Genomic DNA, 24,660 nt, shown 5'->3' with positions numbered 1-24,660 from the left:
GGGGGCCGCCGCGTACCGGGACCTGTTGACCCCCGCCCCGCGTCCCGGTTAGCTTTCGTTTCAACTTTTTGTTGAATCCGGGAGGGCGCAGATGGCTGCCGTGACGACACTCGCGGACGCGGTACGGAGCGGTGTCGCCGCCTCACTGGCGGCCACCGACGCCGAACTGGCCCGCCGCTACCCCGGCGACCCCGGCACCCGCCAGCCCGTGCACACCGTCTATGTGCCCGCCGACGCCTTCACCGCCGGGACCGTACGCGCCTGGGGAGACCAGGCCCTGGCCGCGCTCGACGCCCACGCCCCGGACGCCACCGCCCTCGCCGCGGTCCTCGGCCTGCCGGGGAGCCTCGCCGGGCAGGTGCACGACCGGGTGCGGGCCAAGCTGCGCCGCGAACCCGTCGAAGACCTGCGGATCGACTTCGAGGACGGCTACGGACCGCGTCCTGACAGCGAGGAGGACGCCGCCGCCCTCGCTGCCGCCCGCACCGTGACCGCGGCCGTCGCCGACGGCACCGCGCCGCCGTACCTCGGCATCCGGATGAAGTGCATGGAGGCCGCCGTACGCGACCGTGGCATCCGCACCCTCGACCTCTTCCTCACCGCGCTGTTCGACGGCGGCGGCCTGCCGGCCGGGCTGGTCCTGACGCTGCCCAAGGTCACCTTCCCGGCGCAGGTGACCGCGATGGTGCGGCTGTGCGACGCGTTCGAGCGGGCCGCCGGGCTGCCGGCCGGGCGGATCGGCTTCGAGATCCAGATCGAGACCACGCAGGCCATCCTCGGCCCGGACGGCACCGCCACGGTGCCCCGGCTGATCGACGCCGCCCAGGGCCGCGCCACCGGACTCCACTACGGCACCTTCGACTACAGCGCGGCCTGCGGAATCAGCGCCGCCCACCAGTCGCTCGACCACCCGGTCGCCGACTACGCCAAGGCCGTGATGCAGGCCGCCGCCGCGGGCACCGGGGTACGGCTCAGCGACGGCTCCACCAATGTGCTCCCGGTCGGCCCCGCCGCGCAGGTGCACGCCGCCTGGCAGCTGCACTACGGCCTGGTCCGCCGCTCGCTGGCCCGCGGCTACTACCAGGGCTGGGACATGCACCCGGCGCACCTGCCCACCCGGTACGCGGCCACCTACGCCTTCTACCGCGAGGGACTGGACACGGCCGCCGCCCGGCTGGCCGCCTATACGGCGAAGACCGGCGGCGACGTGCTGGACGAGCCCGCCACCGCCCGGGCGCTCAGCGGCTATCTGCTGCGCGGCCTGGACTGCGGCGCGGTCGACATGCCGGAGGTGGCCGACAGGACCGGCCTGACCCGGGCGGCGCTCGACGGGCTGGCCGGGCGGTAGGAGGTTCGGGAGCGGGAAGGGCGGGGCGGGGCCCGGACGGATCCGTCGGTCCGGACGGTGTCCGCCGGCGGTCAGGAAGCGGGCGGGATCTCGCCGGAGCCGCGGACGATGAGCCGGGCCGGCAGCTCGATCCGGGTCGGCTCCTCGTCACCGATGCCGTCCAGCCGGCGGAAGAGCAGCTGCGCCGCGGTGCGGCCGAGGCCCGGCGCGTCCTGCGCGACCACGGTCACCGGCGGGTCGAGCAGGTCGGCGAGTTCGAAGTCGTCGAAGCCGACCAGGGCGACCGGCCGGGTCAGCGCGGACAGGACACGTACCGCGGTGACGGTGACCCGGTTGTTGCCGGCGAGGAGCGCGGTGACCGGCTCCGGCCCGTTGAGCATCACATCGAGGGTGGCGCGGACCCGCTCGGGGTTGGTGGGGCCCATCGCGTACCAGTCGGGACGCACCGTCAGCCCCGCGGCGGCCATCGCCTCCCGGTAACCGCGCAGCCGCTCGCCCGCAGTGTGGATGCCGGGCAGGTCGCCGATGAAGCCGATCCTGCGGTGGCCGTGCGCGACCAGGTGCGCCACGCCGGCCCGGGTGCCGCCCGCGTTGTCGGTGAGCACTACATCCGCGTCCAGTCGGCCGGCCGGCCGGTCCACGAAGACGGTGGCGACGCCCGCCTCGATCTCCGGGCTCAGATAGCGGTGGTCGTCGGCGGCCGGCACCACCACGAGACCGTCCACCCGGCGGGCGCAGAAGGCCAGCACCAGCTCCTGCTCGCGGCGCGGGTCCTCGGCGCTCGACCCGGTGAAGAGCAGCGCCCCGTGCGAGCGGGCCACGTCCTCCACCGCCCGGCTGAGCGCGGCGTAGAACGGGTCCGCGAGGTCCTCCAGCACCAGCCCGACGCTTGCGGTGCGCCGGGTGCGCAGCAGCCGCGCACTGTCGTTGCGGCGGAAGCCCAGCGCGTCGATCGCCGCCTGCACCCGGGCGACCGTGTCCGGTGTGACCCCGGCTTCCTCGTTCACCACCCTGGAGACCGTCTTGAGACCGACGCCCGCGCGGGCGGCGACATCTTTCATCGTGGGGCGGGGGGTACGGCCAGGTGTCTGGGTCACGGTCGTAGTATTCCCTGCGGCAAGAGATGGACAACGTTGTCAGGGCTAAGCGAGACTACCTCCGGTACGGTTCCCGCGGAACCCTGCAGACCAAAGCCGCGCCGCGGCGGCCACGCCCTCGTCCGGTGCGCCCGGCGAACGACCAGAGGAGACCCCCGACAGATGCAGCCCTTCGGCGCGACAGGTCCACTCGTGGCCGCACTGGACATCGGCGGTACGAAGATCGCCGGGGCGCTCGTCGACGCGCAGGGACGGCTGGTGGCGCGGGCGCTGCGGCCGACGCCGGCGGCCGAGGACGGCGAGACGGTGATGCGGGCGGTCGGCGAGGTGGTCGCCGGGCTCCGGGCCGCCCCGCAGTGGCCCGCGGCGGTGGCGGTCGGCATCGGCAGCGCGGGACCGGTCGACGCGGCGCACGGCACGGTCAGCCCGGTCAACGTGCCCGGCTGGCGCGAATTCCCGCTCGTCCCGAGGGTCGCCGAGGCGGCCGGCGGGCTCCCGGTCGTGCTCACCGGTGACGGTGTCGCGATGACCGCGGCCGAGCACTGGCAGGGCGCCGCCCGCGGCTACGACAACGCGCTGTGCATGGTGGTCTCCACCGGCGTCGGCGGCGGCCTGGTGCTGGGCGGCACGCTGCTGCCCGGGCCGACCGGCAACGCCGGCCACATCGGCCACATCAGCGTTGACCTCGACGGTGACCCGTGCCCCTGCGGGTCGCGCGGCTGTGTCGAACGCATCGCCAGCGGCCCCAACATCGCCCGCCGCGCCGTCGAGTCCGGCTGGCGCCCGCCGCAGGGGACCGCCCCCACGGCCGCCGCGGTCGCCTCTTCCGCGCGTGCCGGGGACCCGCTGGCCATCGCCTCCTTCGACCGTGCCGCGAAGGCGCTGGCGGCGGGTATCGCCGCGACCGCGACGCTCGTCGAGATCCACGTCGCGGTCATCGGCGGCGGCGTCGCCAACGCGGGCCCGCTCCTCTTCGACCCCCTGCGCGACCACCTCACCCACTACGCCACTCTCTCCTTCGCCGCCGGGGTCGAGGTCGTCCCGGCGAAGCTCGGCACGGACGCGGGGCTGGTGGGGGCGGCGGCGGCAGCGGCCGAGGCGCTGGGTCTGGAGTCCTTCACGTCGGGGGGCTGAGGCCCGGGCACGAACGGGGGCCATGGACGTGGCCTGTCCGCTGGGTTGGTCAGGTGCTCACCGGGCGGGCCGCAACTTTTCACCGCGGGACGGTGCGGGGCCGCCGCGCGGCGCATCGGGCGCCGCCGGCCGCCCGCGCCTGGGAACGCCGCGCCGCGGGGGCGCGGGCGGAGCCTCGTCATGTACGGACGGCGGCCGGCGCCGCTCCGGCCGCCGGCCCAGGGGGCGCGCGCCGCGACGCGGTGCCGCGACCGGCGCGCCCCGATCCCTTGCCGCCCAGCCGAGGGCCCAGGCATGCCCCGCGCCGGGGTCGCCGCGCGGGACGGGGCCCGGGTGGCGGTGTGTTCGGCGGGTCGCAGGGGGCATACGGAGCACCGGTGCCCGGGCGGCGCGTGCTCCCCGGCGCGGGCGGGGCGCGTTCGCCGGGGGCATGGTGGCGCCCGTCGCGTTTGCCGGGGTCGATGATCCGGGCAATTCGTAGGGGTCTACGGAGAAGGGGGCACCGTGATCATCTGGGTGAACGGGGCGTTCGGCGCGGGCAAGACCACCGCGGCACGCGAAATGCTTGACCTGATACCGGCAAGCACCCTGTACGAACCCGAGGTCCTCGGCGGCTGTCTGCGCCAGTTGCTGCCCGAGAAACGGCTCCAGGAAGCCACCGATTACCAGGAACTCCCCATCTGGCGCCGGCTGGTGGTCGAGACCGCCGCCGCGCTGCTGAACGAGGTCGGCGGGGTGCTCGTCACCCCGATGACCCTGCTCCGGCAGGACCACCGCGACGAGATCTTCGGCGGGCTCGCGGCCCGCGGCATCGAGGTCCGTCATGTGCTCCTCGAGCCTGGAGAAACGATCCTGCGTGAGCGGATCGCCGCACGCCGGGCAGACCCCGCAGCGGATCCCACCAACGTCCCCACCAACGTCCCCACCAACGTCCCCACCAACGACCCCACCAACGACCCCACCAACGACCCGGCCACCGGTCCCACCGACGCCCCCGCCAACCACCCCGCCGACGACCGCGACGAGCCGGCCCGCCGCTGGGCGCTGGACCGGATCGCCGACTACCAGGAGGCGCTGGCCTGGCTCACCGAGGACGCGTACCTGCTGCCCACCGCCGGGCTGACCCCCCGGCAGACCGCCCTCGCGGTCGCCGAGGCGGTCGGCCGCGGCGCCGGTGCCTGCGGGATCGTGCAGACCCCGGAGCCGCGCGCCGAGACCGTGGCCGCCGGGGTGCTGCTCTTCGACGACGCCGACCGGGTGCTGCTGGTCGACCCCACCTACAAACCCGGCTGGGAGTTCCCCGGCGGCATCGTGGAACGCGGTGAGTCGCCGGCCCGGGCCGGACACCGCGAAGTCGCCGAGGAACTCGGCCTGGAACTCACCCGCGGCCTCGAACTCCTCGTGGTCGACTGGGAACCGCCCCAACCACCAGGCCACGGCGGCCTCCGGCTGATCTTCGACGGCGGCCGGGTGCCCACCGCGGACATCGACCGGCTGCTGCTGCCCGACGCCGAACTGCGCGGCTGGCGCTTCGTCACCGAGGACGAGGCCGCAGGACTGCTGCCCCCGCTCCGCCTCGACCGTCTCCGCTGGGCGCTGCGGGCCCGCGAGCAGGGCCGCCCCCTCAACCTGGAAGCGGGCCACCCGGCGGAGTGACCTCCCGCCGGGCCGGGCTCCCACGTCCCGGTCCCGCCGGGCCGGGCTCGCGCGCCCCCCCGCCGGGCGGTCGCCCCGCCGGCGGGGGGCGGGGGAGCGGCTACGGCCCCGCGGACCTCCCCGGGCCGGATCAGACGCCCAGGCCCGCCGACTGGGAGGCGGCGTAGCGCCGGAGGAAGAGCGCCTCGGTCAGGGACATCAGCTCCAACTCCTGCGGTGACACGCTCTCGTTGACCGCGTGGATGCGGGCATCCGGCCCGCTCAGGCCGATCAGCAGGATCTCCGCCCGCGGGTAGAGGGTGGCCAGTGTGTTGCAGAGCGGGATCGAACCGCCCTGTCCGGCGATCGCCATCTCCTGCCCGTACGCCTCCCGCATCGCCTCGGCCATCGCCTCGTACGCCGGGCTGCTGGTGTCGGCGGCGAAGGGCTGCCCGCTGCCGCGCTGCGTCACCTCGACCTTCGCGCCCCAGGGGGCGGCCGACCGGAGGTGGGCGGTCAGCGCCTCGGCGGTCTTCCCGGCGTCGAAACCGGCCGGGATTCGTACGCTCACCAGGGCGGCCGCCGTGGCCTGCACGGAAGGTGTGGCGCCGACCACCGGGGGCGCGTCGATGCCGAGGACGGTCACCGACGGGCGGGCCCACAGCCGGTCCGCCACCTCACCGGTGCCGACCAGCCCCACCCCGTCCAGCACACCGGCGTCCTGCCGGAAGTCCGCCTCCTCGTAGGCGATCCCGGGCCAGTGTCCGTCGCCGTCCAGCCCGTCCACGGTGGCGGCGCCGCTCTCGTCGTGCAGCGAGGAGAGGATCCGGATCAGCGCGGCCAGCGCGTCCGGCGCCGCACCGCCGAACTGCCCGGAGTGCAGATTGCCCTCCAGCGTCGCCACCCGTACCTCCATCAGCACCATGCCGCGCAGCGTGGAGGTCACCGTGGGCAGTCCCATCCGGAAGTTGCCCGAGTCGCCGATGACGATGGTGTCGGCGGTCAGCAGCTCCGGGTGCTCCTCTGCGTACCGCTCCAGGCCGCCGGTGCCCTGCTCCTCGGAACCCTCCACGATCACCTTGACGTTGACCGGCACCGTGCCCTGCTCCTTCAGCGCCCGCACTGCGGTCAGGTGCATCAGCACACCGCCCTTGCAGTCCGCCGCGCCGCGCCCGTACCAGCGGCCGTCCCGCTCGGTCAGCTCGAAGGGCGGTGACAGCCACCCGGACTCGTCCAGCGGCGGCTGAACGTCGTAGTGCGCGTAGAGCAGCACCGTCGGGGCGTCGGCTGGTCCTGGCAGGAAGCCGTACACCGACTGGGTGCCGTCGGGCGTGTCGAGCAGAGCGACATCCTGGAACCCCTCCTGCCGCAGCGCACCCGCGACCCAGGCCGCGGCCTTCTCGCATTCGCTCCGGGGAAACTGGCGCTCGTCGGCCACCGAAGCGAACGACACGAGCTGCGTCAGCTCGGCTTTGGCCCGGGGGATGAGGGATGCCACGGTGTCGGCAAGCGGAACGGACGGCAACGGCATAAGAACTCCTCGAAGGGACAGGCGGAAATCTTGCGGCCCTCGCGGTGGTTGCCACCCGCAATGGCTCGCTGCCGATGGTGCCACAGCGACCAGTCGCCGACGGGCGCAATAGGATGCGGCTGAACAGCGAAGACAGCCGAACGGGCCGAGCGGGAGCGGAAACAGACGTGAGCGGTGAAGAGGCGCAGGACAGTGGTGCCGTGGACGGCGAGACCTCCTCGGTCTGGGACGTCGTGGTGATCGGCGCGGGTCCGGCCGGAGCCTCGGCCGCCCACGCGGCGGCCGTGACGGGCCGCCGGGTCCTGCTGCTGGAGAAAGCCGTGCTTCCCCGGTACAAGACGTGCGGCGGCGGCATCATCGGCTACTCCCGGGACGCGCTGCCGCCCGGCTTCGAACTGCCGCTGCGCGAGCGGGTGCACGCGGTCACCTTCAGCCTCAACGGCAGGCTGTCGCGGACCAAGCGCTCCCGGCAGATGCTCTTCGGCCTGATCAACCGGCCCGAGTTCGACGCGGGGCTGGTCGAGGCGGCCAAGACGGCAGGCGCCGAGGTCCGTACCGGTGTCACCGTCAACCGTGTCGAGCAGCACGGTCCCGGTGTTCCCGACCGCCGCACCGTGGCGGTGATAGTCAACTCCGACGGCAAGCGCGGCGAGGAAGAAGAGATCGTCTATGCCCGCGCCGTGGTCGGCGCGGACGGCAGCGCCAGCCGGATAGGAGCACATGTCGGCGTCAAGCTGGACCAGGTGGACCTCGGGCTGGAGTCCGAGATCCCGGTGCCGCCCTCGGTGGCCGAGGACTGGGCCGGCCGGGTGCTCATCGACTGGGGGCCGCTGCCCGGCAGCTACGGCTGGGTCTTCCCCAAGGGCGACTCGCTCACCGTGGGCGTGATCTCCGCACGCGGTGACGGCGGTGCCACCAAGCGCTACCTCGACGACTTCGTGGCCCGGCTCGGCCTGTCCGGTTTCGAACCCAGTGTCTCCTCCGGCCACCTCACCCGCTGCCGCGCCGACGACTCCCCGCTCTCCCGCGGCCGGGTGCTGGTCTGTGGTGACGCCGCCGGGCTGCTCGAACCCTGGACCCGGGAAGGCATCTCCTACGCGCTGCGCTCCGGGCGCCTCGCGGGGGAGTGGGCGGTACGCATCGCCGAGTCGCACGACGCCGTGGACGCCCGCCGCCAGGCGCTCAACTACGCCTTCGCGGTGAAGGCCGGACTCGGAGTAGAGATGGGAGTGGGCCGCCGTATGCTCAACCTCTTCGAGCGGCGCCCCGGCCTGCTGCACGCCGCCCTCACCACCTTCCCGCCCGCCTGGCGGGCCTTCGCTGGGATCACCCGCGGCAAGATCTCGCTCGCCGAACTCGTCCGCACCCACCCGCTGGCCCGCCGTGCGCTGAGCGCGGCCGACCGCGGCTGACCGTCGCCGCGCAGGTCCGGCCGGCGTCGGACCTGCGCGACCGCCCCACTGCCCGGCAGGCCCTGCTCGGTGCGGCAGGCGCCGTCACCTCGCGTCGACGTGGTGGACCTGGAATATCGGGTGATCGGGCGCTATCGCGCGCAACTGCTCGTCGGTGGAATCCGGTCCCACCCCGCCGAAGAAGACGCCGACCTCGGCCTTCCAGCGCTTGAGGTACGCCCGCAGGATGGCCGGCTTGTCGTCGTCGGCGACCTCGGTCGCGGTGAACTCCTCGGTCTTCTTGCCCAGCAGCAGCTCGCCGCCGCCGGCCACCCGCATGTTGTGCGTCCACTGCACGTGGCCGCGCGGGGCCACCAGATAGCGGTTCCCGTCCAGCGTCAGCAGATTGACCGGGGTGCGCCGCCACTCACCGCTCTTGCGGCCGCGCACCGCCAGCACGCGTGAACCCCAGACGCTGATGCCGGCCCTGGTCAGCAGGCTCACGCTCCGGTTCAGGACGTGGACCGTGATCCAGCCGGGCTTCTGCACATGGACGGCCTGCTCGGACATGGTGTTCTCCCCTGTGGTGAAAGGTGTGGACCCCGACCGCATTTGTGAGCGGTGCTCTCGCTTGAGAACAGCCTGACAGGACGCGCGGCGAAAATCAAGAGCACTGATCTCTTTTCTGTGCGCCAATCTCATTCTTGAACGTCGCTCGCCGAATGTGGCACACTGACCGGATGAGCGTGATCCGAGGAGCCAGGGAACGGGCCCGCGTCGAAGTGACCGCGGCCATCAAGGACGAGGCCAGGAAGCAGCTCGCCGCCGAGGGCGCGGCCCGGCTCTCGCTGCGGGCCGTCGCCCGCGAACTGGGCATGGTCTCCTCGGCCCTCTACCGGTACTTCCCGAGCCGGGACGACCTGCTCACCGCCCTCATCGTCGACGCGTACGACGCGATAGGCGCCACCGCGGAAGCCGCACTCGCCGCTGCCGTCGGCGATCAGGCCGACCCCCTCGACCGCTGGATCGCGGTCTGCCGGGCCGCCCGCGACTGGGCGGTGGCCCATCCGCACGAGTACGCCCTGATCTACGGCTCGCCGGTCCCCGGCTACAGCGCGCCGCCCGACACCATCGCCCCCGCCGCACGGGTCGCCCTGGCGCTGACCGAGGTGATCCGCGACGCCCACCGCGCCGGGCGGCTCGGCGAACCGCAGGGCCGCCCGCTGGCCACGCCGGTCCGCGCCGACGCCGGCCGGCTCGCCGCCGATCTCGCTCCCGATCTGCCGATCCCGGTGATCGCCGCCCTGGTCGGCGGCTGGGCGCAGGTCTTCGGCATCATCAGCTTCGAGGTGTTCGGCCAGTTCAACAATGTGGTGGAGGCCAGGAGCGCCTTCTTCGACCAGGCCGCCGCAGCCGTGGCCACCCAGATCGGGCTCCGCGTACTCCCGGGGGAGTAGCCGCGGACCCCTCAGCCGGCGGACGCCGGCCCCCTGGGCCGCGGTCTAGCGTGGACGCATGACGTACGAGGAGCTGCCCGGACCGGCGCGCCGCAGATTCCCCGCCGCCGCACGGCCCGCCTGGCCGGCTCCCCTGGTGATCGCCGTCATCCAGCTGGTCGGCTCCGGGGTGGCCGGACGCCACCAGACGCACCGCGTTGGGCTGGACGCGCTCGGCTGCGTCCTGCTGCTGACCGGCCCCGCCCTGCTCCTGCTCCGCCGCCGCCTGCCGGTGGCGGTCGCGGCCGGCACCTGCGCGGTCACCCTGCTCTACGTCGTACTCGGCTATCCGTACGGGCCGGTCTTCGCCGGTCTCGTCGTCGCCTTCTTCAGCGCGGTCGCCGCCGGGCACCGCCGAGGGGTGCTGATCGTCGCCGCGGTGGGCTTCGCCGGGTATGTGATCGTCGGCGAATGGCTCTACCGGTGGCTGCCGCCGTCCGGTGCCCACCGCATGTCCTGGCAGCAGGTCTCCGCCTCCGGCGCCTGGCTGCTCGCCGTGCTCGCCGCGGCCGAACTGTTCCGGGTCCGCCGGGAGCAGATCGCCAGGGACCGCCGCGAACGCGCCGAAGCCCAGCGGCGCCGGGCGGACGAGGAACGGATGCGGATCGCCCGCGAACTGCACGACGTGCTCGCGCACAGCATCTCGGTGATCAATGTCCAGGCCGGTGTCGCCCTGGCCCTGATCGACGAGCGACCCGAGCAGGCCCGCACCGCCCTCACCACCATCAGGGACGCGAGCAAGGAAGCGCTGGGCGAGGTGCGCCAGGTGCTCAGCACCCTGCGGGCCCCCGGTGAGGCGCCCCGCTCGCCGGCTCCCGGCCTCGACCGGCTGCCGGAACTGGTCGAGCAGGCCGGTTTCGCCGGCCTCACCGCCGAGGTCACGGTGGAGGGCGAGGTCTCCGCACTTCCCCCTGGCGCCGACCTCGCCGCCTTCCGTATCGTCCAGGAGGCGCTCACCAACATCGTGCGGCACTCCGGCTCCCGGACCGCCCGCATCCACCTCACCCACCGGCCGGACGCCGTCGAGGTCCAGGTCGACGACGACGGCCCGGCCGCAGCGGCGGGCGGCGAGAGCGGCGGACTGGCCGGCAGCAGCGGCTCCGCCAGTGGCAACACCAGCGGCAACGCCAGCGCCGGCACCGGCAACGGCCTGATCGGCATGCGCGAACGCGCCGCGGCGCTCGGCGGCACCGTCGAGGCCGGCCCGCGCCCCGGCGGCGGCTTCCGGGTCCGGGCCACACTGCCACTGCCCGCCGTCGGCCGGCGGCCTGACCCGGCTCGTGATCACCCGGCCCCCGCCCACCTCGCCCGCGATCACCCGGCTCCCGATCACTCCGCGCCCGACCACCTCGCCCGCGATCACCCGGCCCCCAACCACCCGGCCCCCGACCGCCTACCCCGCGATCACCCGCGCCACCGCCCTCACGCCGAGGAGCGCCGATGATCCGCGTCCTGCTCGCCGACGACCAGGTCCTGGTCAGGGCCGGCTTCCGCGCCCTGCTCGACGCGCAGCGCGACATCGATGTGGTCGGCGAGGCGGCGGACGGCGAGCAGGCGCTGCGCCAGATCCGTGAACTGGCGCCCGACGCCGTGCTGATGGACATCCGGATGCCGGTACTCGACGGCCTCGCCGCCACCCGCCGGATCACCGCCGACCCCACGCTCGCCGACGTGAAGGTGGTGATCCTCACCACCTTCGAGCTGGACGAGTACGTCTTCGAGGCGATCCGGGCCGGTGCCTCCGGCTTCCTGGTCAAGGACACCGAGCCGGCCGAACTGCTGCGTGCGGTCAGGGCCGTGGTGGCGGGCGACGCGCTGCTCTCACCGGGGGTGACCCGGCGGCTCATCGCGGAGTTCGCGGCCCGTTCGAAGCAGCCCGCCGCCGCGGCGGCCCTCGATCAGCTCACCGAACGGGAGCGCGAGGTGATGGCCCTGGTCGGGATGGGGCTGTCCAACGAGGAGATCGCCCGGCGGCTTGTGGTGAGCCCGCTCACCGCCAAGACCCATGTGAGCCGGGCGATGGTGAAGCTGGGCGCCCGCGACCGGGCCCAACTGGTCGTGATGGCCTATGAGTCCGGCCTGGTGCGCCCCGGCTGGCTCGGCTGACCGCCGGGCCGGCCGGCCGGCTGATCCGCGGGCCCGGCCGGCGGACCCACCGTCACGTCGACCCGTCGCAGCCGGTTCTGCCGCTCGAAGCGCCGCAAGGTGAGTGCCACCCGCCCGCAGAAGAGCCCCGCCGCCACCACGATCGCCGCGGTGAACCACCCCTCGCGCGCGGTGCCGTGCGCCGCGTCGGCCAGCACCGGACTGATCGTCGCCGCGAAGCCCGCGGCGGCCAGCAGCGCCCCGGTCGCGGAGGCGAAGACGATCTCGACGGTCACCGCGTCGCGCTCGTGCTCTGTACGGCTCCTGTGCATACCGGCTCCCTCCCCGGCCGTCTCCCGACGGCCCGTCAAGTGTCCCACGCGGAAAGGGCCGGGCCCCGCGCGTTCACCGCCGCGCGGGGCCCGGCCGGCCTGGAACCGGCAGCCGGGCTCAGTCGCGTACCACGACCTGCTCGGCGGCGGCCTTGTCCCGCTGTGCCGCCGTGTCCTCGGCCGGAGTGGGCTCGGTCGCCGACGACGCCACCAGGACCCCGTACGACGGTGGGCGGCGGCGCAGTCCGGACAGGGTCAGCAGCAGCCCCGCGGCGCCGATGCCGGTGACGACCAGCAGCCCGGGCCGGTAGCTGTCCAGGACCGCCTGCTTGCTGCCCGGGTCGGATCCGGCGTGCGCGGTCACCACGGCGGTGACGACGGCGAGGAAGATGGCGCCGCCGACCTGGAAGGAGGTGTTCAGCAGGCCGGAGACCATGCCCTGCTCCTGGTCCTTGACGCCGTTGGTGGCCTGGATGTTCAGGGACGGGAAGGCCGCGGCGAAGGCGGCGCCGAGCAGCAGCATCGAGGGCAGGATGACAGCGGCGTAGCTCGGGTGCAGGTTGATCCGGAGGAAGAGCACGTAGCCGATGACCAGCGAGGTGAAGCCGGCCGCGATCACCCGCGAGGTGCCGAAGCGGTCCACGATGGGACCCATCCGGGTGGACAGGATGGCCACCAGGGAGCCGGCCGGCAGGAAGGCGAGCGCGGTCTGCATCGCGCTGTAGCCGAGCACGTTCTGCAGGTACTGCGTGACCAGGAACTGGAAGGCCACGTAACTGCCGAAGAAGGTGGCGGCGCCCAGGTTGGCGCGCACCTGCCCGGAGGAGCGCAGCACACCGAGCCGGATCAGCGGGTGGGGCGTGCGCTGTTCGGTGAAGACGAAGGCGGCGAGCAGGACCGCGACCGCGGCGAAGGAGCCCAGCGTGCGGGCGGACGCCCAGCCGGCCTGGGATCCGGAGACCACGGTGAACACCAGCAGCAGCATGGCGCCGGTGCCGGTGAGGGCGCCCGGCAGGTCGTAACCGCGGCCTTCGGTGCGCTCACGCGGGGAGCGCGGGATCAGCTTCAGACCGGCGATCAGCGCGACGAGTGCCACCGGAGCGGGCAGCAGCATCGTCCAGCGCCAGCCTGCCTCGGTGAGGAAGCCGGAGAGCACCAGGCCCATCGAGAAGCCGGTGGCGCCGCAACTGGAGTAGATGGTCAGCGCCTTGTTGCGGACCGGGCCCTCGGTGAAGCTGGTGGTGATGATCGACAGGCCGGCCGGCGCGGTGAACGCGGCGCTGAGGCCCTTGACGAAGCGGGTGGCGATCAGCAGTTCGCCGGAGTCGACGAGGCCGCCGAGCAGCGAGGCCACCGCGAAGACACCGAGCGCGATCAGGAAGACGCGGCGCCTGCCCAGCAGGTCGGCCGCGCGTCCGCCGAGGAGCAGCAGACCGCCGTAGCCGAGGACGTAACCGCTGACCACCCACTGCAGTGAGGACGTGGACAGGTGGAGCTCGTCGCCGATCGAGGGCAGCGCCACGCCGACCATCGACACATCGAGGGCGTCGAGGAAGAGCGCCGCGCAGAGCACGAGGAGCGTGCCCCATTGCAGGGCGCTCCAGCGCTCGTCGGAGCCGGTGCGGGGGACGGGGACCGGCGTGGAAGCCGTTGAAGCCGTGGACGGCGTGGATGACGGAGAGGTCATGGGAGGGAGACTTCCATGCACGCGCATTCAATGCAAGCGCATTTAATGTTTGTGCATATGGGATCGTTTCCTGTTACCCTCCTGACATGAACGGCGACAGGGATGAGCGGGCGCTCGTCACGGAGTGGCGGCAGATCCTCGCCGTCCACGCGCGCACGGCCTGTGAGATCGACCGCGAACTCCACCCGTACGGACTGTGCGCCAGCGACTTCGAAGTCCTCGACGTACTGGCCGGCGGCCAGGCGGAGGACGGCGGTTGCTCGTTCCGGGTGCAGGAACTCGCCGACCGCGTCCACCTCAGTCAGAGCGCGCTCTCCCGGCTCGTCGCCCGGCTGGAGAAGGACGGCCTCGTGGACCGCGGCATCTGCAGTGAGGACCGCCGCGGGGTGCGGGTCGGTATCACCGACGCGGGCCGCGATCTCTACGAGCAGGCAAGGCCCGGCCATCTCGCCGTACTGGAGCGGATGCTGCCCAGGGGCTGACGGCCCTTCGGCCGGCCGCCCCGCCGGTCAGACCACCGCGCCGCTGTTGCGTACCGAGTACGCGATCCCCGCCGCCACCGCGGCAAGCGCCGAGACGGTGAGCAGCGCCGTGGGCAGCCCGAACGCGTCCGCGAGGAAGCCGATCGTGGGCGGGCCGAGCAGCATCCCGCCGTAACCGAGGGTCGAGGCCGCGGCCACTCCGCTCGGACCCGTCAGTTCGCCCGCCCTGGCGATGGCGGTCGGGAAGAGGTTCGCCAGCCCAAGCCCGGTGACCGCGAACCCGATCATCACCAGCGCCACCAGGGGTGCCAGCGCCGCGAGCAGCATCCCGGCGCAGGCCACCAGGCCGCCCAGCACCAGGGCCCGGGTCTGGCCCAGCCGGACCAGCAGCGCCGTGCCGGAGAGCCGCCCGATCGTCATGGCCAGCGTCACGCAGGAGTAACCGGCCGCCGCCAGGCCCGAACCACCGTGCAGATCCTGCTGGATGTGCAGCGGTCCCCACTCGGCGAGCGCGCCCTCGCCGTACGCCGAACAGGCCGCGATCAGGCCGAAGACGGCGACGAGCAGGGCGGATGGCCTGGCCAGGCCCGGCTTCCCGTCTCCCTCGGGCCGGCGCTCGGCCGAGTTCGTTTCCTGCGGGGGAACCGGGCCCGTTTTCCGTGCGGGAGCCTCTTCCCCGCTGCGCACCGCCGCCCTCGCACGCGCCACCGGCCCGCTCAGCGGATGCTTCACCAGGACCCGCCCGGCCAGCGCCACCGTCACCAGGCCGACCGGGGTGAGCAGCAGCAGATGGGTGGCGGGCGAGAGGTGCGGGGCCAGCAGGCCGCCGATGCCGGAGCCGAGCAGGCCGCCCAGGCTGTACGCGGCGTGGAAGCTGGACATCACCGGGCGGCGCAGTGCGCTCACCAGATCGACAGCGACGCTGTTCATGGCGACGTTCATGCCGCCGTAGGAGATGCCGAACAGGAGCAGCACCAGGCCGAGCCCCAGGGCCGAGTGGGTGCGTGGCGGCAGGGCGATGCTCAGCGAGAGCAGGACGCCGGTCGCTACCGTCACCCGCTCGCTGCCGAACGCCCGGCACAGCCTGCCGGTGGTCACCATGGTGGCGATCGCGCCGACCGACACTCCCAGCAGCGCCAGGCCCAACTCTCCTGAGGACGCGCCGACCTGCGCCTTGATCGCCGGGATACGGACGACCCAGCCGGCGAAGAGGAAGCCGTCGACGGCGAAGAAGACGGTCAGTGCGACGCGCAGCCGTCGGAGGGCGGGGTCGGAGGCGGGAGTGTGGTGGGATCGGGGCAGCGTCGCGAAGACGGTCCCTATTTTGTTTAGCGTCGGCACAAAGTCAGAATAGGGGGGTGACACAGATTCGGACAAGGCTTGAGCGAGGCCGGGGCGCGCTCGGCCCCGCGCTCTCCCTGGTGCACACCGGCCGCGCGGCGACCCGCGCTCTGCTCACCGCGGAGCTCGGGGTGACCCGCGCCACGGCCGGCGCGGTCGCCGCGGAGCTGGAGGCGCTCGGGCTGATCCGGGTCGACACCAGGCCCACCGGACCTTCGGGCGCCCAGGGCCGGCCCTCCCACCGCCTGGACGTCGACCCCGGCGGTCCCGTGGTGCTGGCCGCGCAGGTGCACTCCGACGGCTTCCGCGCCGCGCTCGTCGGGCTCGGCGGGGAGATCGTGGCGACCGCGCCGCTCAGCATGACCGTGCCGGCCGATCCGGCCCGCGTCCTGGGGGCGGTCGTCGAGGCCGGGGCCGGACTCCTGCGGGAGTACGGGCGGGTGTGCGTCGGGGCGGGCCTCGCCGTGCCGTCCGCGGTCGCCGAACCCGAGGGCACCGCGCTCAACCCGCTGCACCTGGCCTGGCCCGCGGGCGCTCCGGTCCGTGAGGTGTTCGCCGGGCAGATCGCCCGGGTCGGCATCCTCGGACCTGACGGGGCGCCGGTCTCGTCCTTCGTCGGCAACGACGTCAACGTGGCCGCGCTCGCCGAACACCGCCACGGCGCCGGCCGCGACGCCCAGCACCTCCTCGTGGTCGCCTCCGGGCACCGCGGTGTCGGCGGCGCGCTGGTGCTGGGCGGTCACCTGCACACCGGCAGTTCGGGTCTGGCGCTGGAGGTCGGGCACCTCACCGTGCTGCCCGACGGCCGGCCCTGCCACTGCGGGAGCCGCGGGTGCCTCGACGTGGAGGCGGACCCGCTGGCCTTCCTGGAGGCGGCCGGCCGCGCCCCAGGGCCGGAGGGCTCACTCCTCCAGCAGTCCATCGACCTGCTCCAGGAGGAGTACGCGGATCCGTCGGTCCGGCAGGCCGCGCAGGTGCTGATCGACCGGCTCGGGCGGGGGCTGGCCGGGCTGGTCAACGTCCTGAACCCGGACCGCATCCTGCTCGGCGGGCTCCACCGCTATCTGCTGGACGCCGACCCGGAGGCGCTGCGGGCCGTCGTGGCGGACCACAGCCTGTGGGGCAGGAGCGGGAGCGTGCCGGTGCTGGCCTGCGCGCTCGACCACAACAGCCTTGTGGGAGCGGCGGAGTTGGCGTGGCAGCCGGTGCTGGACGATCCGCTGGCGGTGCTGGGCGGTTAGCGCCGGGCCACACGAGGCGACGTCGCGCGGATCGGGCCCGTGATGGGTGATCAGGGCGGGAACGGGCTGAGGCCGGGACCGCCGCGGCGATGACCTCACGGAGGAGCAGGCGCAGGCGCGCGCCTGGTGGCCACCGCCCCCGGTGGCCGTCCCGCTCAGAACAGCGGCTCCGGCTGCCGCACCGGCCGGGCGAGCGGTGCGGTCGGCGCGTCGGACACCGCGCCGGGGGCGCCCCGCCGCAGCGGCCAGCCGGTGGTCAGCCGGGTGTCGAGCAGGGTCACGGTGCCGCCCGTCATCAGGTGCACGTCGTGCCCCGCGACGGCCAGGACGGTGCCGGCGAGGGTGCGGCCCGCTGGCAGCGCGGTGACCTCGGCGGTCGGCGGCGCCGAGGGGAGCCCGAAGCGGGCACCGTGGTCCACGGCCTCGAACGGGCGCAGGCGCAACGACTCGGGCAGCCGGCCGCGCAGCGCCGTCACCTCGTCGTACAGGCCCTTGAGTTCGTCCGCACGGGCGCCCGCGGCGGGCAGCTCATGGCGGGCCGCCCGCTTCGCCGCCGCCGGTATCCGGTCCGGCACGCGCAGCGCCGTGCCCAGCACGGCCTCGGTACGCCGAGCCGTCATCAGCGGGCCCTCGCCGAGGAAGGTGAAGCACACCGCGGCCTGCTCCAGCAGCCGCGCCGGACCCCGCCGCACCGCGGTGATCCCCACCTTGAGCAGACCGGGACCGAAGTACGCCAGATAGACCGCGTACGGCTGCGGGTCGTCGGCCCGGGTGTCGGCGGCCACCGAGAAGGAACGGTCCAGTGCGGCGCACGCCTCGCACTGGTCGCGCCGCGCCGCCGGCGGCAGCACGGCACCGTGAGGACACGCCGTCAGGCGCCCGGCCCGCCAGACGCCGCCGCACAGCCGCACCGCGTCCGGAGCCACCGTGAAGGACAGGGCGTCGCCGATCAGCAGCGGACTCTCCCGTCCGTCCAGTTCCGGATGCGCCCAGGTCCATACGGGTGAACCGTCCCGCCACCGAACCCCCGAACCGCGCCACATGCCTCTCACCGTAGCCGCACCCTCCGACAGCGCACCGCCGGCCGGCGGGGCAGCCGCGGCGAAGCAGCCCGCCCTGCCCCGGCTACTCCCGGCAGAGCAGGCCAGGTGCCGCCGGCCGTACGACGACCGCGGGCCGCCGGAGGACCAGGCTCGGTGGGGTCGGAGGAACCGGCACGTGACGACGAACGACGAGGAGATGGCGAACGATGGACACCCTGGCGTGGCACGGCGGCGGGCCCGGCCCCTGGATCCTGTTCTTCCCGCTGATCTGGGTCTTCGCGGTCGCCGCGGTGATCACGGTGCTGCGGCGGACGGTGTGGCGCGGGCGGGGCGGCGGACCCTGGCAGACGCCGGGCGGCCCGTGGCAGCAGCACCGGGCGGTGTCCGGTGAGCACTCACCGGTCGCGGTGCTCGGGCGGCGGTTCGCCTCGGGCGAGATCGACGAGGACGAGTACTGGCGCCGGATGTCCGTACTGGACGAGGCACTTCGGACCTGACTCGCGCGGCGGGAGGGGCGGCCGGGCGTGACCGGCGGCGGTGCGGGGGCGGCGTACGACCGGACCGGCGGCGGTGCGGGGGCGGCGTACGACCGGACCGGCCGCCGTCCCCGTGCGGGGGACAGCGGCCGGTCCGGGTCAACGGCCGTCGCGCGGGGCGGCCGTCAGGCGACCGAGGCCGCCACGGCGACGAGTTCCGGAGCGGTCCGCTCCAGCGGCACCGCGGCCGTCTTCAGCGGTACGAGCTTCGGTGCTGCCGACGGGGTGCGCAGCACGAACCACACCACCTTGCCCGTGTCGTCCGGCAGCAGGTCCGTACCCCAGCTGTCGCTCATCGCCTCGACCATGGCCAGACCGCGGCCGGTGGTGGCGGTCGGCTCCATCGGCTGCAGATGCGGCAGCCGTGGGTCGTGGTCCGCGACGGCCACCGTGAGGCGGTCAGGAGCCAGGGTGAGCTTCACCGCGCACTCCTTGTCGGGCTTGGCGTGCCGGTGGACGTTCGCCAGCAGCTCGCTGATGCCGGTCGACGCCGCGTCGATGAGCGGGTCGAGGCGCCAGTAGCGCAGCTGGGCGGACACGATGCGCCGGATCTGCTGGATCCGGTACGGGTGCGCTTCCAGTTCGAGCGCACACTCTCGGGCCGCTGGATCGGTTTGGTCGGCTTGCATGATCACGGCTGCGACTCCCTCCGCGGCGAGGGCCGGCCACCGCACATGCGGGGGCCGGGGCCTGACGCCGCTCCTATGGGAACACTTGAGCGAAATGCGTAGAGTGACTGCTGCAGTACTCCGTGATGCGTCTTCAGAGTGACCCGGCGCCGGACGTGGCGCAACTTCCAGCGTGACGTTCCGTGGGGCTCAGGCGGCGGCGGAGCCATCGTGGCTGGTCGGGCGGGCGCCGGACGGCGGGAGCCGACCTGCTTCGCCCCGCAGCTCAGTCCGGTGCTGCGTCGTCGGGGTCGGTGCGCGCCAGCGCCGCGAGGGCGGTCAGGGTGCGGCGCAGCAGCGGCGGCGGGGGAGAGGCCAGGCCGAGCCGGAGCGCGCTGGGGGTCCGGTGGGGGAGTACGGCGAAGGAGGCGGCCGGGGTGACGGCGATGCCACGGCGGGCGGCCGCGGCCACGAAGGTGTCGGCCCGCCAGGGGTCGGGCAGCTCCCACCAGCAGAAGTAGGCCCGGGGGTCGGTGCGCAGGGTGAAGCCGCGCAGGGCGTCCGCGGCGATGCGCTGCCGCTCCGCCGCGTCGGCCCGCTTGGCGGCGGCGATCGTCTCCGCGGTGCCGTCGGTGAGCCAGCCGGTGGCGGCCTCCAGGGCGTATCCCGTCGCCGTCCAGGCGCCGGAGCGCAGCCCCGCGGCGAGGCGGTCGGTGAGACCGGGCGGGCTCACCGCGAAGCCCGTGGTGAGGCCGGGGGCGAGGCGCTTGGAGAGGCTGTCGGCATGGACCACCCGCTCGGGGGCGTACGCGGCCAGCGGGGGCGGCGCGTCCGGGCGGAGGAACGACCAGATCGCGTCCTCCACCGCCACCAGGTCCAACTCCCGCAGTGCCTGGGCGAGTTCGGCCCGGCGGTCGGCCGGCATCGTGACGCCGAGCGGATTGTGCAGGGTCGGCTGGAGGTACACCGCACTGAGCGGGGCGGCGCGGTGGGCGGACCGCAGCGCGTCCGGGACCAGGCCCGCGGCGTCGCAGTCGACCGGTACGAGGGTGACGCCGAGTCGCCCGGCGAGTGCCTTGACCACCGGGTAGGTGAACGCCTCGACGCCCAGCCGGCCACCGGCGGGCACGAGCGTCGCCAGCGCCGCGGCGATGGCCTGCCGGCCGTTGCCGGCGAAGAGCACGCACCCCGGATCGGGTTCCCAGCCGGACCGGCCGAGCAGTGCGGCAACCGCCGCACGGGCGGCCGCCGTACCCGCCGCGCCGACCGGGCGCAGCGCCGCGGCCAGCACATCCGGGCGGGCCAGCCGGGCCAGGCCGGTGCCCAGCAGCTCCGACTGGCCCGCCACCACCGGGTAGTTGAGCTCCAGGTCCACCCGCGCGTCCGACGGCTCGGCCAGCGCGGGCGAGGCAGCCGGCGGCGCCGCCCTGACGAATGTCCCCCGCCCCACCTCGCCCACCACCAGACCGCGCCGGGCCAGTTCCCCGTAGACCCGGCCCGCGGTGGACTCCGCGATCCCGTGCCGCCGGGCGAACGCCCGCTGCGTCGGCAGCTGTTGGCCCGCCTTCAGCTTCCCCGCGGTGATCTGCCCGGCCACCGCGTCCGCCACCCGCCGGAAGTCCCGCACGTCCGCGCCCCCTTGACCCGGCCTGCCCGGGCCGCCCGCCGATTGCACCGAGGTCAATATAAGGATTGCCCTCCCAAAAGGCCACCCATAGCATCGAGTTGTCGGCCCGGCGGAGGGAAAGAGCACAGGTGAACACGGTATTCGTCCACGGCATCAGCATCGCGTACGAGGACACCGGGCTCGGTGGACTCGGTGGGCGCGGCGGCCCCGGCGGGCAGGAGGACCCGCCGGTGCTCTTCGTGCACGGCCATCCCTTCGACCGCACGCTGTGGCATCCGCAGACCGCGCACCTCGCCGGAGCCGGCGCCAGAGGGGTGGCCCCCGATCTGCGCGGCTACGGCCGGACCACCGTCGTGCCCGGGGTGACGCTGCTGGACACCTTCGCCCGCGACCTCGCCGCGCTGCTCGATCATCTGGCGGTGGACCGCGCGGTGGTGGCCGGACTGTCGATGGGCGGGCAGATCGCGCTGGAGTTCCACCGGCTGTTCCCCGAGCGGGTCGCGGGCCTGCTGCTCGCGGACACCTTTGCCCAGGGCGAGACACGGGGCGGGAAACGGGCACGCAAGGAGCGGGCGGACCGCCTGCTCGCGGAGGGCATGGCCGGATACGCGCACGAGGTACTGGACTCGATGATCACGCCCGCCAATGTGCGCCGCAGGCCGGAAGTGGCCGCGCACGTACTGGAGATGATGACCTCGACGCCACCGGAAGGGGCAGCCGCGGCACTGCGCGGGCGGGCGGAACGCCCGGACTACAGCAGGATGCTCGCGGACATCGCCGTGCCGACGCTCGTCGTGGTCGGCCGCGAGGACGTGTTCACTCCGGTCGCGGACGCGGAGTTCCTGCGGGACCGGATCCCCGGCGCCCGGCTCGCCGTCATCGAGGAGGCCGGGCACCTGCCGAACCTGGAGCGGCCCGCCGCCTTCAACCGGGAACTGACCGCACTGCTGGCGGCCGTGACCGCCGCACGGATATGACGAAAGTCTGACGTTTCCCGCCCGGCGCTGGCCCGCCCGCCGCGCACGTGCTCGAATCGACTCATGAATGACCGTCCGTCTCCCCCGGTGAAGACACCGGAACCGCTCCGCGAGCGGGAACCCGAGGAGCCGGGGCGCGGCACCCCCGTCGGCCGCCGGCTGGTCCTCGCCATGCTCGGCCTCGGCGCGGCGGGCGTCTATGTGGGCGGCGACGTACAGGACAAGCTGGACGGCGTCCTCGCCTCGGTCACCGCCAAGGACCCCACCGGCGTCACCGACCTGCTGCCCGGCGGCGGCGGATTCCGCTTCTACTCGGTGTCCAACTCCATCCCGCACCGCGGCGAGGCCGACTACCGGCTCACCATCGGCGGCCTCGTCGACAGACCCGTCTCCTACAAGCTCTCCGACCTGCGCGCGCTCCCGCAGGTCCGGATGGTGCGCGATGTGCAGTGCGTCACCGGCTGGCGGGTGCCGAAGACCGCCTTCTCCGGGGTGCGGCTGTCCACCCTGCTGGACGCGGCCGGCGTCCAGGGCAAAGGCACCGCACTCCGCTTCACCTGCTTCGACGGGGTCTACAGCGAGAGCCTCACCCTCGATCAGGCCCGCCGCAGCGACATGCTGGTCGCGCTGACCATGAACGACAAGCCGGTGACCGACGCGCACGGCGGGCCGGTGCGGCTCTATGCCGCGCCCATGTACTTCTACAAGTCCGCGAAGTGGCTGTCCGGCATCACGGTCACCAAGGACGTCGAACCCGGCTACTGGGAGCACTACGGATATGACGTGGATGGCTGGGTCGGCAAGTCGAACGGCCGCCATGATGACCCGACTGCATGAGGCGATGGCCCGGGCCGAGGAGTCCCGGGCGGCCGGCGGTGTCCGCCGGTTCACCCGCGCCGAGACCTGGGTGCACCGCTCGCTTGCCTGGCTGATGGGCATCTGCGTCTTCACCGCCGTCTGCCTGTACTTCCCGCCGCTCGCCGAGATCGTCGGCCGCCGGCGGCTGGTGGTCACCATCCACGAGTGGTCGGGCATCGCGCTGCCGGTGCCGCCCCTGCTCGGCCTGGCCTCCCGGGCCTTCCGCAGGGACGCCGGCCGGCTGGGGCGGTTCTTCCCGCACGACTGGAGCTGGCTGAAGATCGCGCTGCGCCGCAGGCGCCGCGAACCGAACCTGGCCGGCAAGTTCAACGCGGGACAGAAGCTCTACGCCGCCTTCACCGTCGGCTCGATCCTGCTGATGGTCGGCACCGGCCTGATCATGTGGTTCCCCCGGCTGACCCCGCTGGTCTGGCGCACCGGTGCCACCTTCGTGCACGACTGGCTCTTCCTGCTGATCATCGTGGCCATCACCGGACACGTCCGGTTCGCCGCCCAGGATCCCGAGGCCCGCCGCGGCCTGCGCACCGGCTACGTGACCCGCTGGTGGGCGGACCGGGAGCACTGGCTGTGGCGCACGGAGCAGGACCAGCCGGTGAAGAAGGCCCGGCCCCAGCAGAAACAGCCGCCCGTCGCGTAACGGGCACCGCGTCGCGGTCGCGCTTCGCAGCCGTTCCGTTACATCCGGGACACCCTGCGGTCGCCGTCGGGCCACTGCCCCTTCGCCGGGCGAACCTACGTTCGCGGCATGACGACGTCACAGGTGACGACCCGGTCGGCGGCGGGGGGCGAGCCCCCGGTGGCGCCCGTGACGGTGGCGCCCGCGCCGGTGCCGGAACCCTACCGTCCGCCCCGGCCCCGGACGGGCCGTTCGGGGCCGCGCCGGCTGGGGGTACGCGCGGTGGTCTCGCTCCTGCTGCTGGGCGCGGTCTGCGCGCCGGCGGTCATCGGCTCGGTGGCGGTCCGCCGGGACACCGACGCGCTGCGCACCACCGTCACCCAACGGGCCGCAGTGGCGGGCGAGTTGAGGTTCGCACTGGCCGATCTGGACGCCCAGCGGGCGGACACCCTCGCCCCGGGGCAGTCCGCGACCGACCCCGAGGTGTCCGTCGGCAACCAGCTCCTCGCACTCATCACCGCCCAGCAGCGGCGGGCCGAGATCAGCGACCTGCTCCGCCGGCTCGGCTCCGACGCGGCCCAGGGCCCGCAGGTCCGCTCGCTCCTCGACGCGCTCGGCCGCTACGACGACCTCAGCGGGCGCGCCGCCTACGTCGACGAGCAGGAGCCCGCCCGGATCGCCGGCCACCCGCCGCAGGTCGCGGTCTCCATGAACGTCCAGGCGGGCCAGGTGATGCGGGACGACCTGCTGCCGGCCGCCGCCGCACTCTCCTCCGTCTACCAGCAGCAGGCGGCCGACGGGCAGGCCCAGGTCCACGACGCCGCCCTGCGATGGGCGCTCGTGGTCGGCCTGCTCGGTCTGCTGACGCTGCTCTTCCTGCTCTGGTGGCAGCGCGAACTCGCCCGCGACTACCGCCGGCTGCTGAGCCTGCCGCTGGTCGCCGGCACCGCCGCGGTGCTCGCCGTCACGCTGGCCGGCACGCTCGCGCTGACCGCCTGCGCCAGCGGCGTCGAGGCCGCGGTCGGCCAGGGGCTGCGCCCGTGGAACCGGCTGGCCGAGGCGCGCGCGGTGGCCGCCCAGGCCGCCGCGACCGAGAGCCGCTGGTTCGTGCACGACTCGGCCTACGGGGCCGCCGACGCGACCGAGTTCACCGCGCTGACCGGGCGCCTCGACGCGCTGCTGGCACCCGGCGGCTATGCCACCGCCGCCGAACGCCCCGCCTATCAGGACGTGTTGACCCGCTACGGGCACTTCCGGGCCGACGACAGGCGGCTGCGCGCACTGAAGGCGGCCGGCAACACCGACGAGGCGGCCACCGTACTCACCGAAGTCGGGCGCGGTGATGTGGCCTTCGACTTCTGGGACTTCGCGACCACTCTCGACCGGCTCGCCCAGCAGCAGTTGGCGGACTTCAGCGTGCACGCCTCCGACGCCCGGGGCTCGTTGGACGGCTGGCCCGCGGTGCCCGCGGGCGCGCTCGGTCTTGCCGGGGTGCTGGTGCTGCTGTCGGTACGGCCCCGGTTCGCCGAATACCGCTGACAGCGCCGGCCGTACTGACAGCGCTGACGGCGCCG

Annotated in this window: 22 protein-coding genes and 1 pseudogene; 14 read left to right on the top strand and 9 right to left on the bottom strand. The window is 73.9% G+C overall.

Annotated features, from left to right (window positions below):
* Positions 1-91 precede the first annotated feature (91 nt).
* Complete coding sequence (locus OG552_RS03290; RefSeq protein WP_329129414.1) at positions 92-1,348, top strand: DUF6986 family protein; 1,257 nt, start codon at positions 92-94, stop codon at positions 1,346-1,348.
* Positions 1,349-1,419: 71 nt separating this feature from the next.
* Here OG552_RS03290 and OG552_RS03285 read toward each other — a convergent pair whose 3' ends face one another.
* Positions 1,420-2,409: a LacI family DNA-binding transcriptional regulator gene (locus OG552_RS03285; protein WP_329140518.1), complete on the bottom strand. Its 990-nt coding sequence runs from the start codon at positions 2,407-2,409 to the stop codon at positions 1,420-1,422.
* A 198-nt stretch (positions 2,410-2,607) separates the two neighbouring features.
* Between OG552_RS03285 and OG552_RS03280 the strand changes: the two genes are divergently transcribed.
* Together OG552_RS03280 and OG552_RS03275 are read left to right on the top strand one after the other, a co-directional pair.
* Entirely contained in the window at positions 2,608-3,579 is a 972-nt protein-coding gene (locus tag OG552_RS03280; RefSeq protein WP_329129412.1) for an ROK family protein, read from the top strand.
* A 504-nt stretch (positions 3,580-4,083) separates the two neighbouring features.
* Positions 4,084-5,235 carry an NUDIX domain-containing protein gene (locus tag OG552_RS03275; protein WP_329129410.1) on the top strand — a complete coding sequence of 384 codons (1,152 nt, stop codon included), beginning with the start codon at positions 4,084-4,086 and terminating at the stop codon, positions 5,233-5,235.
* A gap of 130 nt (positions 5,236-5,365) precedes the next feature.
* Here OG552_RS03275 and OG552_RS03270 read toward each other — a convergent pair whose 3' ends face one another.
* On the bottom strand, positions 5,366-6,745 hold the full coding sequence (locus tag OG552_RS03270; RefSeq protein WP_443070860.1) for a dipeptidase: 1,380 nt from the start codon (positions 6,743-6,745) through the stop codon (positions 5,366-5,368).
* Between the two features lie 167 nt (positions 6,746-6,912).
* Between OG552_RS03270 and OG552_RS03265 the strand changes: the two genes are divergently transcribed.
* Positions 6,913-8,157: a geranylgeranyl reductase family protein gene (locus OG552_RS03265; protein WP_329129409.1), complete on the top strand. Its 1,245-nt coding sequence runs from the start codon at positions 6,913-6,915 to the stop codon at positions 8,155-8,157.
* Positions 8,158-8,241: 84 nt separating this feature from the next.
* Here OG552_RS03265 and OG552_RS03260 read toward each other — a convergent pair whose 3' ends face one another.
* Positions 8,242-8,706 carry a nitroreductase family deazaflavin-dependent oxidoreductase gene (locus OG552_RS03260; RefSeq protein ID WP_329129407.1) on the bottom strand — a complete coding sequence of 155 codons (465 nt, stop codon included), beginning with the start codon at positions 8,704-8,706 and terminating at the stop codon, positions 8,242-8,244.
* Between the two features lie 170 nt (positions 8,707-8,876).
* Between OG552_RS03260 and OG552_RS03255 the strand changes: the two genes are divergently transcribed.
* The 3 genes from OG552_RS03255 to OG552_RS03245 are packed head-to-tail and all read left to right on the top strand — an operon-like array spanning position 8,877 to position 11,738.
* On the top strand, positions 8,877-9,593 hold the full coding sequence (locus tag OG552_RS03255) for a TetR/AcrR family transcriptional regulator (RefSeq protein WP_329129406.1): 717 nt from the start codon (positions 8,877-8,879) through the stop codon (positions 9,591-9,593).
* A 58-nt stretch (positions 9,594-9,651) separates the two neighbouring features.
* On the top strand, positions 9,652-11,076 hold the full coding sequence (locus tag OG552_RS03250) for a sensor histidine kinase (RefSeq protein WP_329129405.1): 1,425 nt from the start codon (positions 9,652-9,654) through the stop codon (positions 11,074-11,076).
* Entirely contained in the window at positions 11,073-11,738 is a 666-nt protein-coding gene (locus OG552_RS03245) for a response regulator transcription factor (RefSeq protein ID WP_329129404.1), read from the top strand. Before OG552_RS03250 ends, OG552_RS03245 begins: the two co-directional genes overlap by 4 nt.
* Here OG552_RS03245 and OG552_RS03240 read toward each other — a convergent pair.
* Both OG552_RS03240 and OG552_RS03235 read right to left on the bottom strand, forming a co-directional pair.
* Positions 11,699-12,049 (bottom strand): DUF6332 family protein, encoded by a 351-nt coding sequence (locus OG552_RS03240; protein ID WP_329129402.1) that lies wholly within the window; start codon positions 12,047-12,049, stop codon positions 11,699-11,701. The genes OG552_RS03245 and OG552_RS03240 overlap by 40 nt on opposite strands.
* A 118-nt stretch (positions 12,050-12,167) precedes the next feature.
* Positions 12,168-13,736 carry an MFS transporter gene (locus OG552_RS03235; RefSeq protein WP_329129401.1) on the bottom strand — a complete coding sequence of 523 codons (1,569 nt, stop codon included), beginning with the start codon at positions 13,734-13,736 and terminating at the stop codon, positions 12,168-12,170.
* A gap of 86 nt (positions 13,737-13,822) precedes the next feature.
* Between OG552_RS03235 and OG552_RS03230 the strand changes: the two genes are divergently transcribed.
* Entirely contained in the window at positions 13,823-14,218 is a 396-nt protein-coding gene (locus OG552_RS03230) for a MarR family winged helix-turn-helix transcriptional regulator (protein ID WP_329129400.1), read from the top strand.
* A 27-nt stretch (positions 14,219-14,245) separates the two neighbouring features.
* Here the strand turns inward: OG552_RS03230 and OG552_RS03225 are convergent, their stop codons facing one another.
* A complete protein-coding gene (locus tag OG552_RS03225) occupies positions 14,246-15,559 on the bottom strand; it encodes an MFS transporter (protein ID WP_443070859.1) in 1,314 nt (437 codons plus the stop codon).
* Positions 15,560-15,576: 17 nt separating this feature from the next.
* On the opposite strand from OG552_RS03225, the gene OG552_RS03220 reads away from it, so the two are divergent.
* Positions 15,577-16,800 (top strand): ROK family protein, encoded by a 1,224-nt coding sequence (locus OG552_RS03220; RefSeq protein WP_329129399.1) that lies wholly within the window; start codon positions 15,577-15,579, stop codon positions 16,798-16,800.
* Between the two features lie 155 nt (positions 16,801-16,955).
* On the opposite strand, the gene OG552_RS03215 is transcribed toward OG552_RS03220, so the two are convergent.
* Positions 16,956-17,843, bottom strand: a complete 888-nt coding sequence (locus tag OG552_RS03215; RefSeq protein ID WP_329129398.1) for a DUF2797 domain-containing protein — start codon at positions 17,841-17,843, stop codon at positions 16,956-16,958.
* Positions 17,844-18,049: 206 nt separating this feature from the next.
* Between OG552_RS03215 and OG552_RS03210 the strand changes: the two are divergent.
* Positions 18,050-18,371 (top strand): annotated as a pseudogene (locus OG552_RS03210) (SHOCT domain-containing protein).
* A gap of 133 nt (positions 18,372-18,504) precedes the next feature.
* Here the strand turns inward: OG552_RS03210 and OG552_RS03205 are convergent.
* Positions 18,505-19,008, bottom strand: coding sequence for an ATP-binding protein (locus tag OG552_RS03205; RefSeq protein WP_329129394.1), 504 nt, complete (start codon positions 19,006-19,008; stop codon positions 18,505-18,507).
* 265 nt (positions 19,009-19,273) lie between these two features.
* Complete coding sequence (locus OG552_RS03200; protein WP_329129392.1) at positions 19,274-20,614, bottom strand: aminotransferase-like domain-containing protein; 1,341 nt, start codon at positions 20,612-20,614, stop codon at positions 19,274-19,276.
* Between the two features lie 128 nt (positions 20,615-20,742).
* On the opposite strand from OG552_RS03200, the gene OG552_RS03195 reads away from it, so the two are divergent.
* The 4 genes from OG552_RS03195 (at position 20,743) to OG552_RS03180 (ending at position 24,625) form a co-directional block, all read left to right on the top strand.
* Positions 20,743-21,591, top strand: a complete 849-nt coding sequence (locus OG552_RS03195) for an alpha/beta fold hydrolase (RefSeq protein ID WP_329129390.1) — start codon at positions 20,743-20,745, stop codon at positions 21,589-21,591.
* Between the two features lie 63 nt (positions 21,592-21,654).
* Positions 21,655-22,428 carry a molybdopterin-dependent oxidoreductase gene (locus tag OG552_RS03190; RefSeq protein WP_329129387.1) on the top strand — a complete coding sequence of 258 codons (774 nt, stop codon included), beginning with the start codon at positions 21,655-21,657 and terminating at the stop codon, positions 22,426-22,428.
* Positions 22,412-23,107 (top strand): cytochrome b/b6 domain-containing protein, encoded by a 696-nt coding sequence (locus tag OG552_RS03185; RefSeq protein ID WP_329129386.1) that lies wholly within the window; start codon positions 22,412-22,414, stop codon positions 23,105-23,107. The genes OG552_RS03190 and OG552_RS03185 overlap by 17 nt, the downstream gene beginning before the upstream one ends.
* Before the next feature lie 108 nt (positions 23,108-23,215).
* Positions 23,216-24,625: a hypothetical protein gene (locus tag OG552_RS03180; RefSeq protein WP_329129384.1), complete on the top strand. Its 1,410-nt coding sequence runs from the start codon at positions 23,216-23,218 to the stop codon at positions 24,623-24,625.
* Positions 24,626-24,660 lie beyond the last annotated feature (35 nt).

The sequence above is a fragment of the Streptomyces sp. NBC_01476 genome, from assembly GCF_036227265.1.
In the GTDB taxonomy this organism is placed as follows: Bacteria; Actinomycetota; Actinomycetes; order Streptomycetales; family Streptomycetaceae; genus Actinacidiphila.
This window is presented reverse-complemented; position numbering and strand designations above follow the sequence as displayed.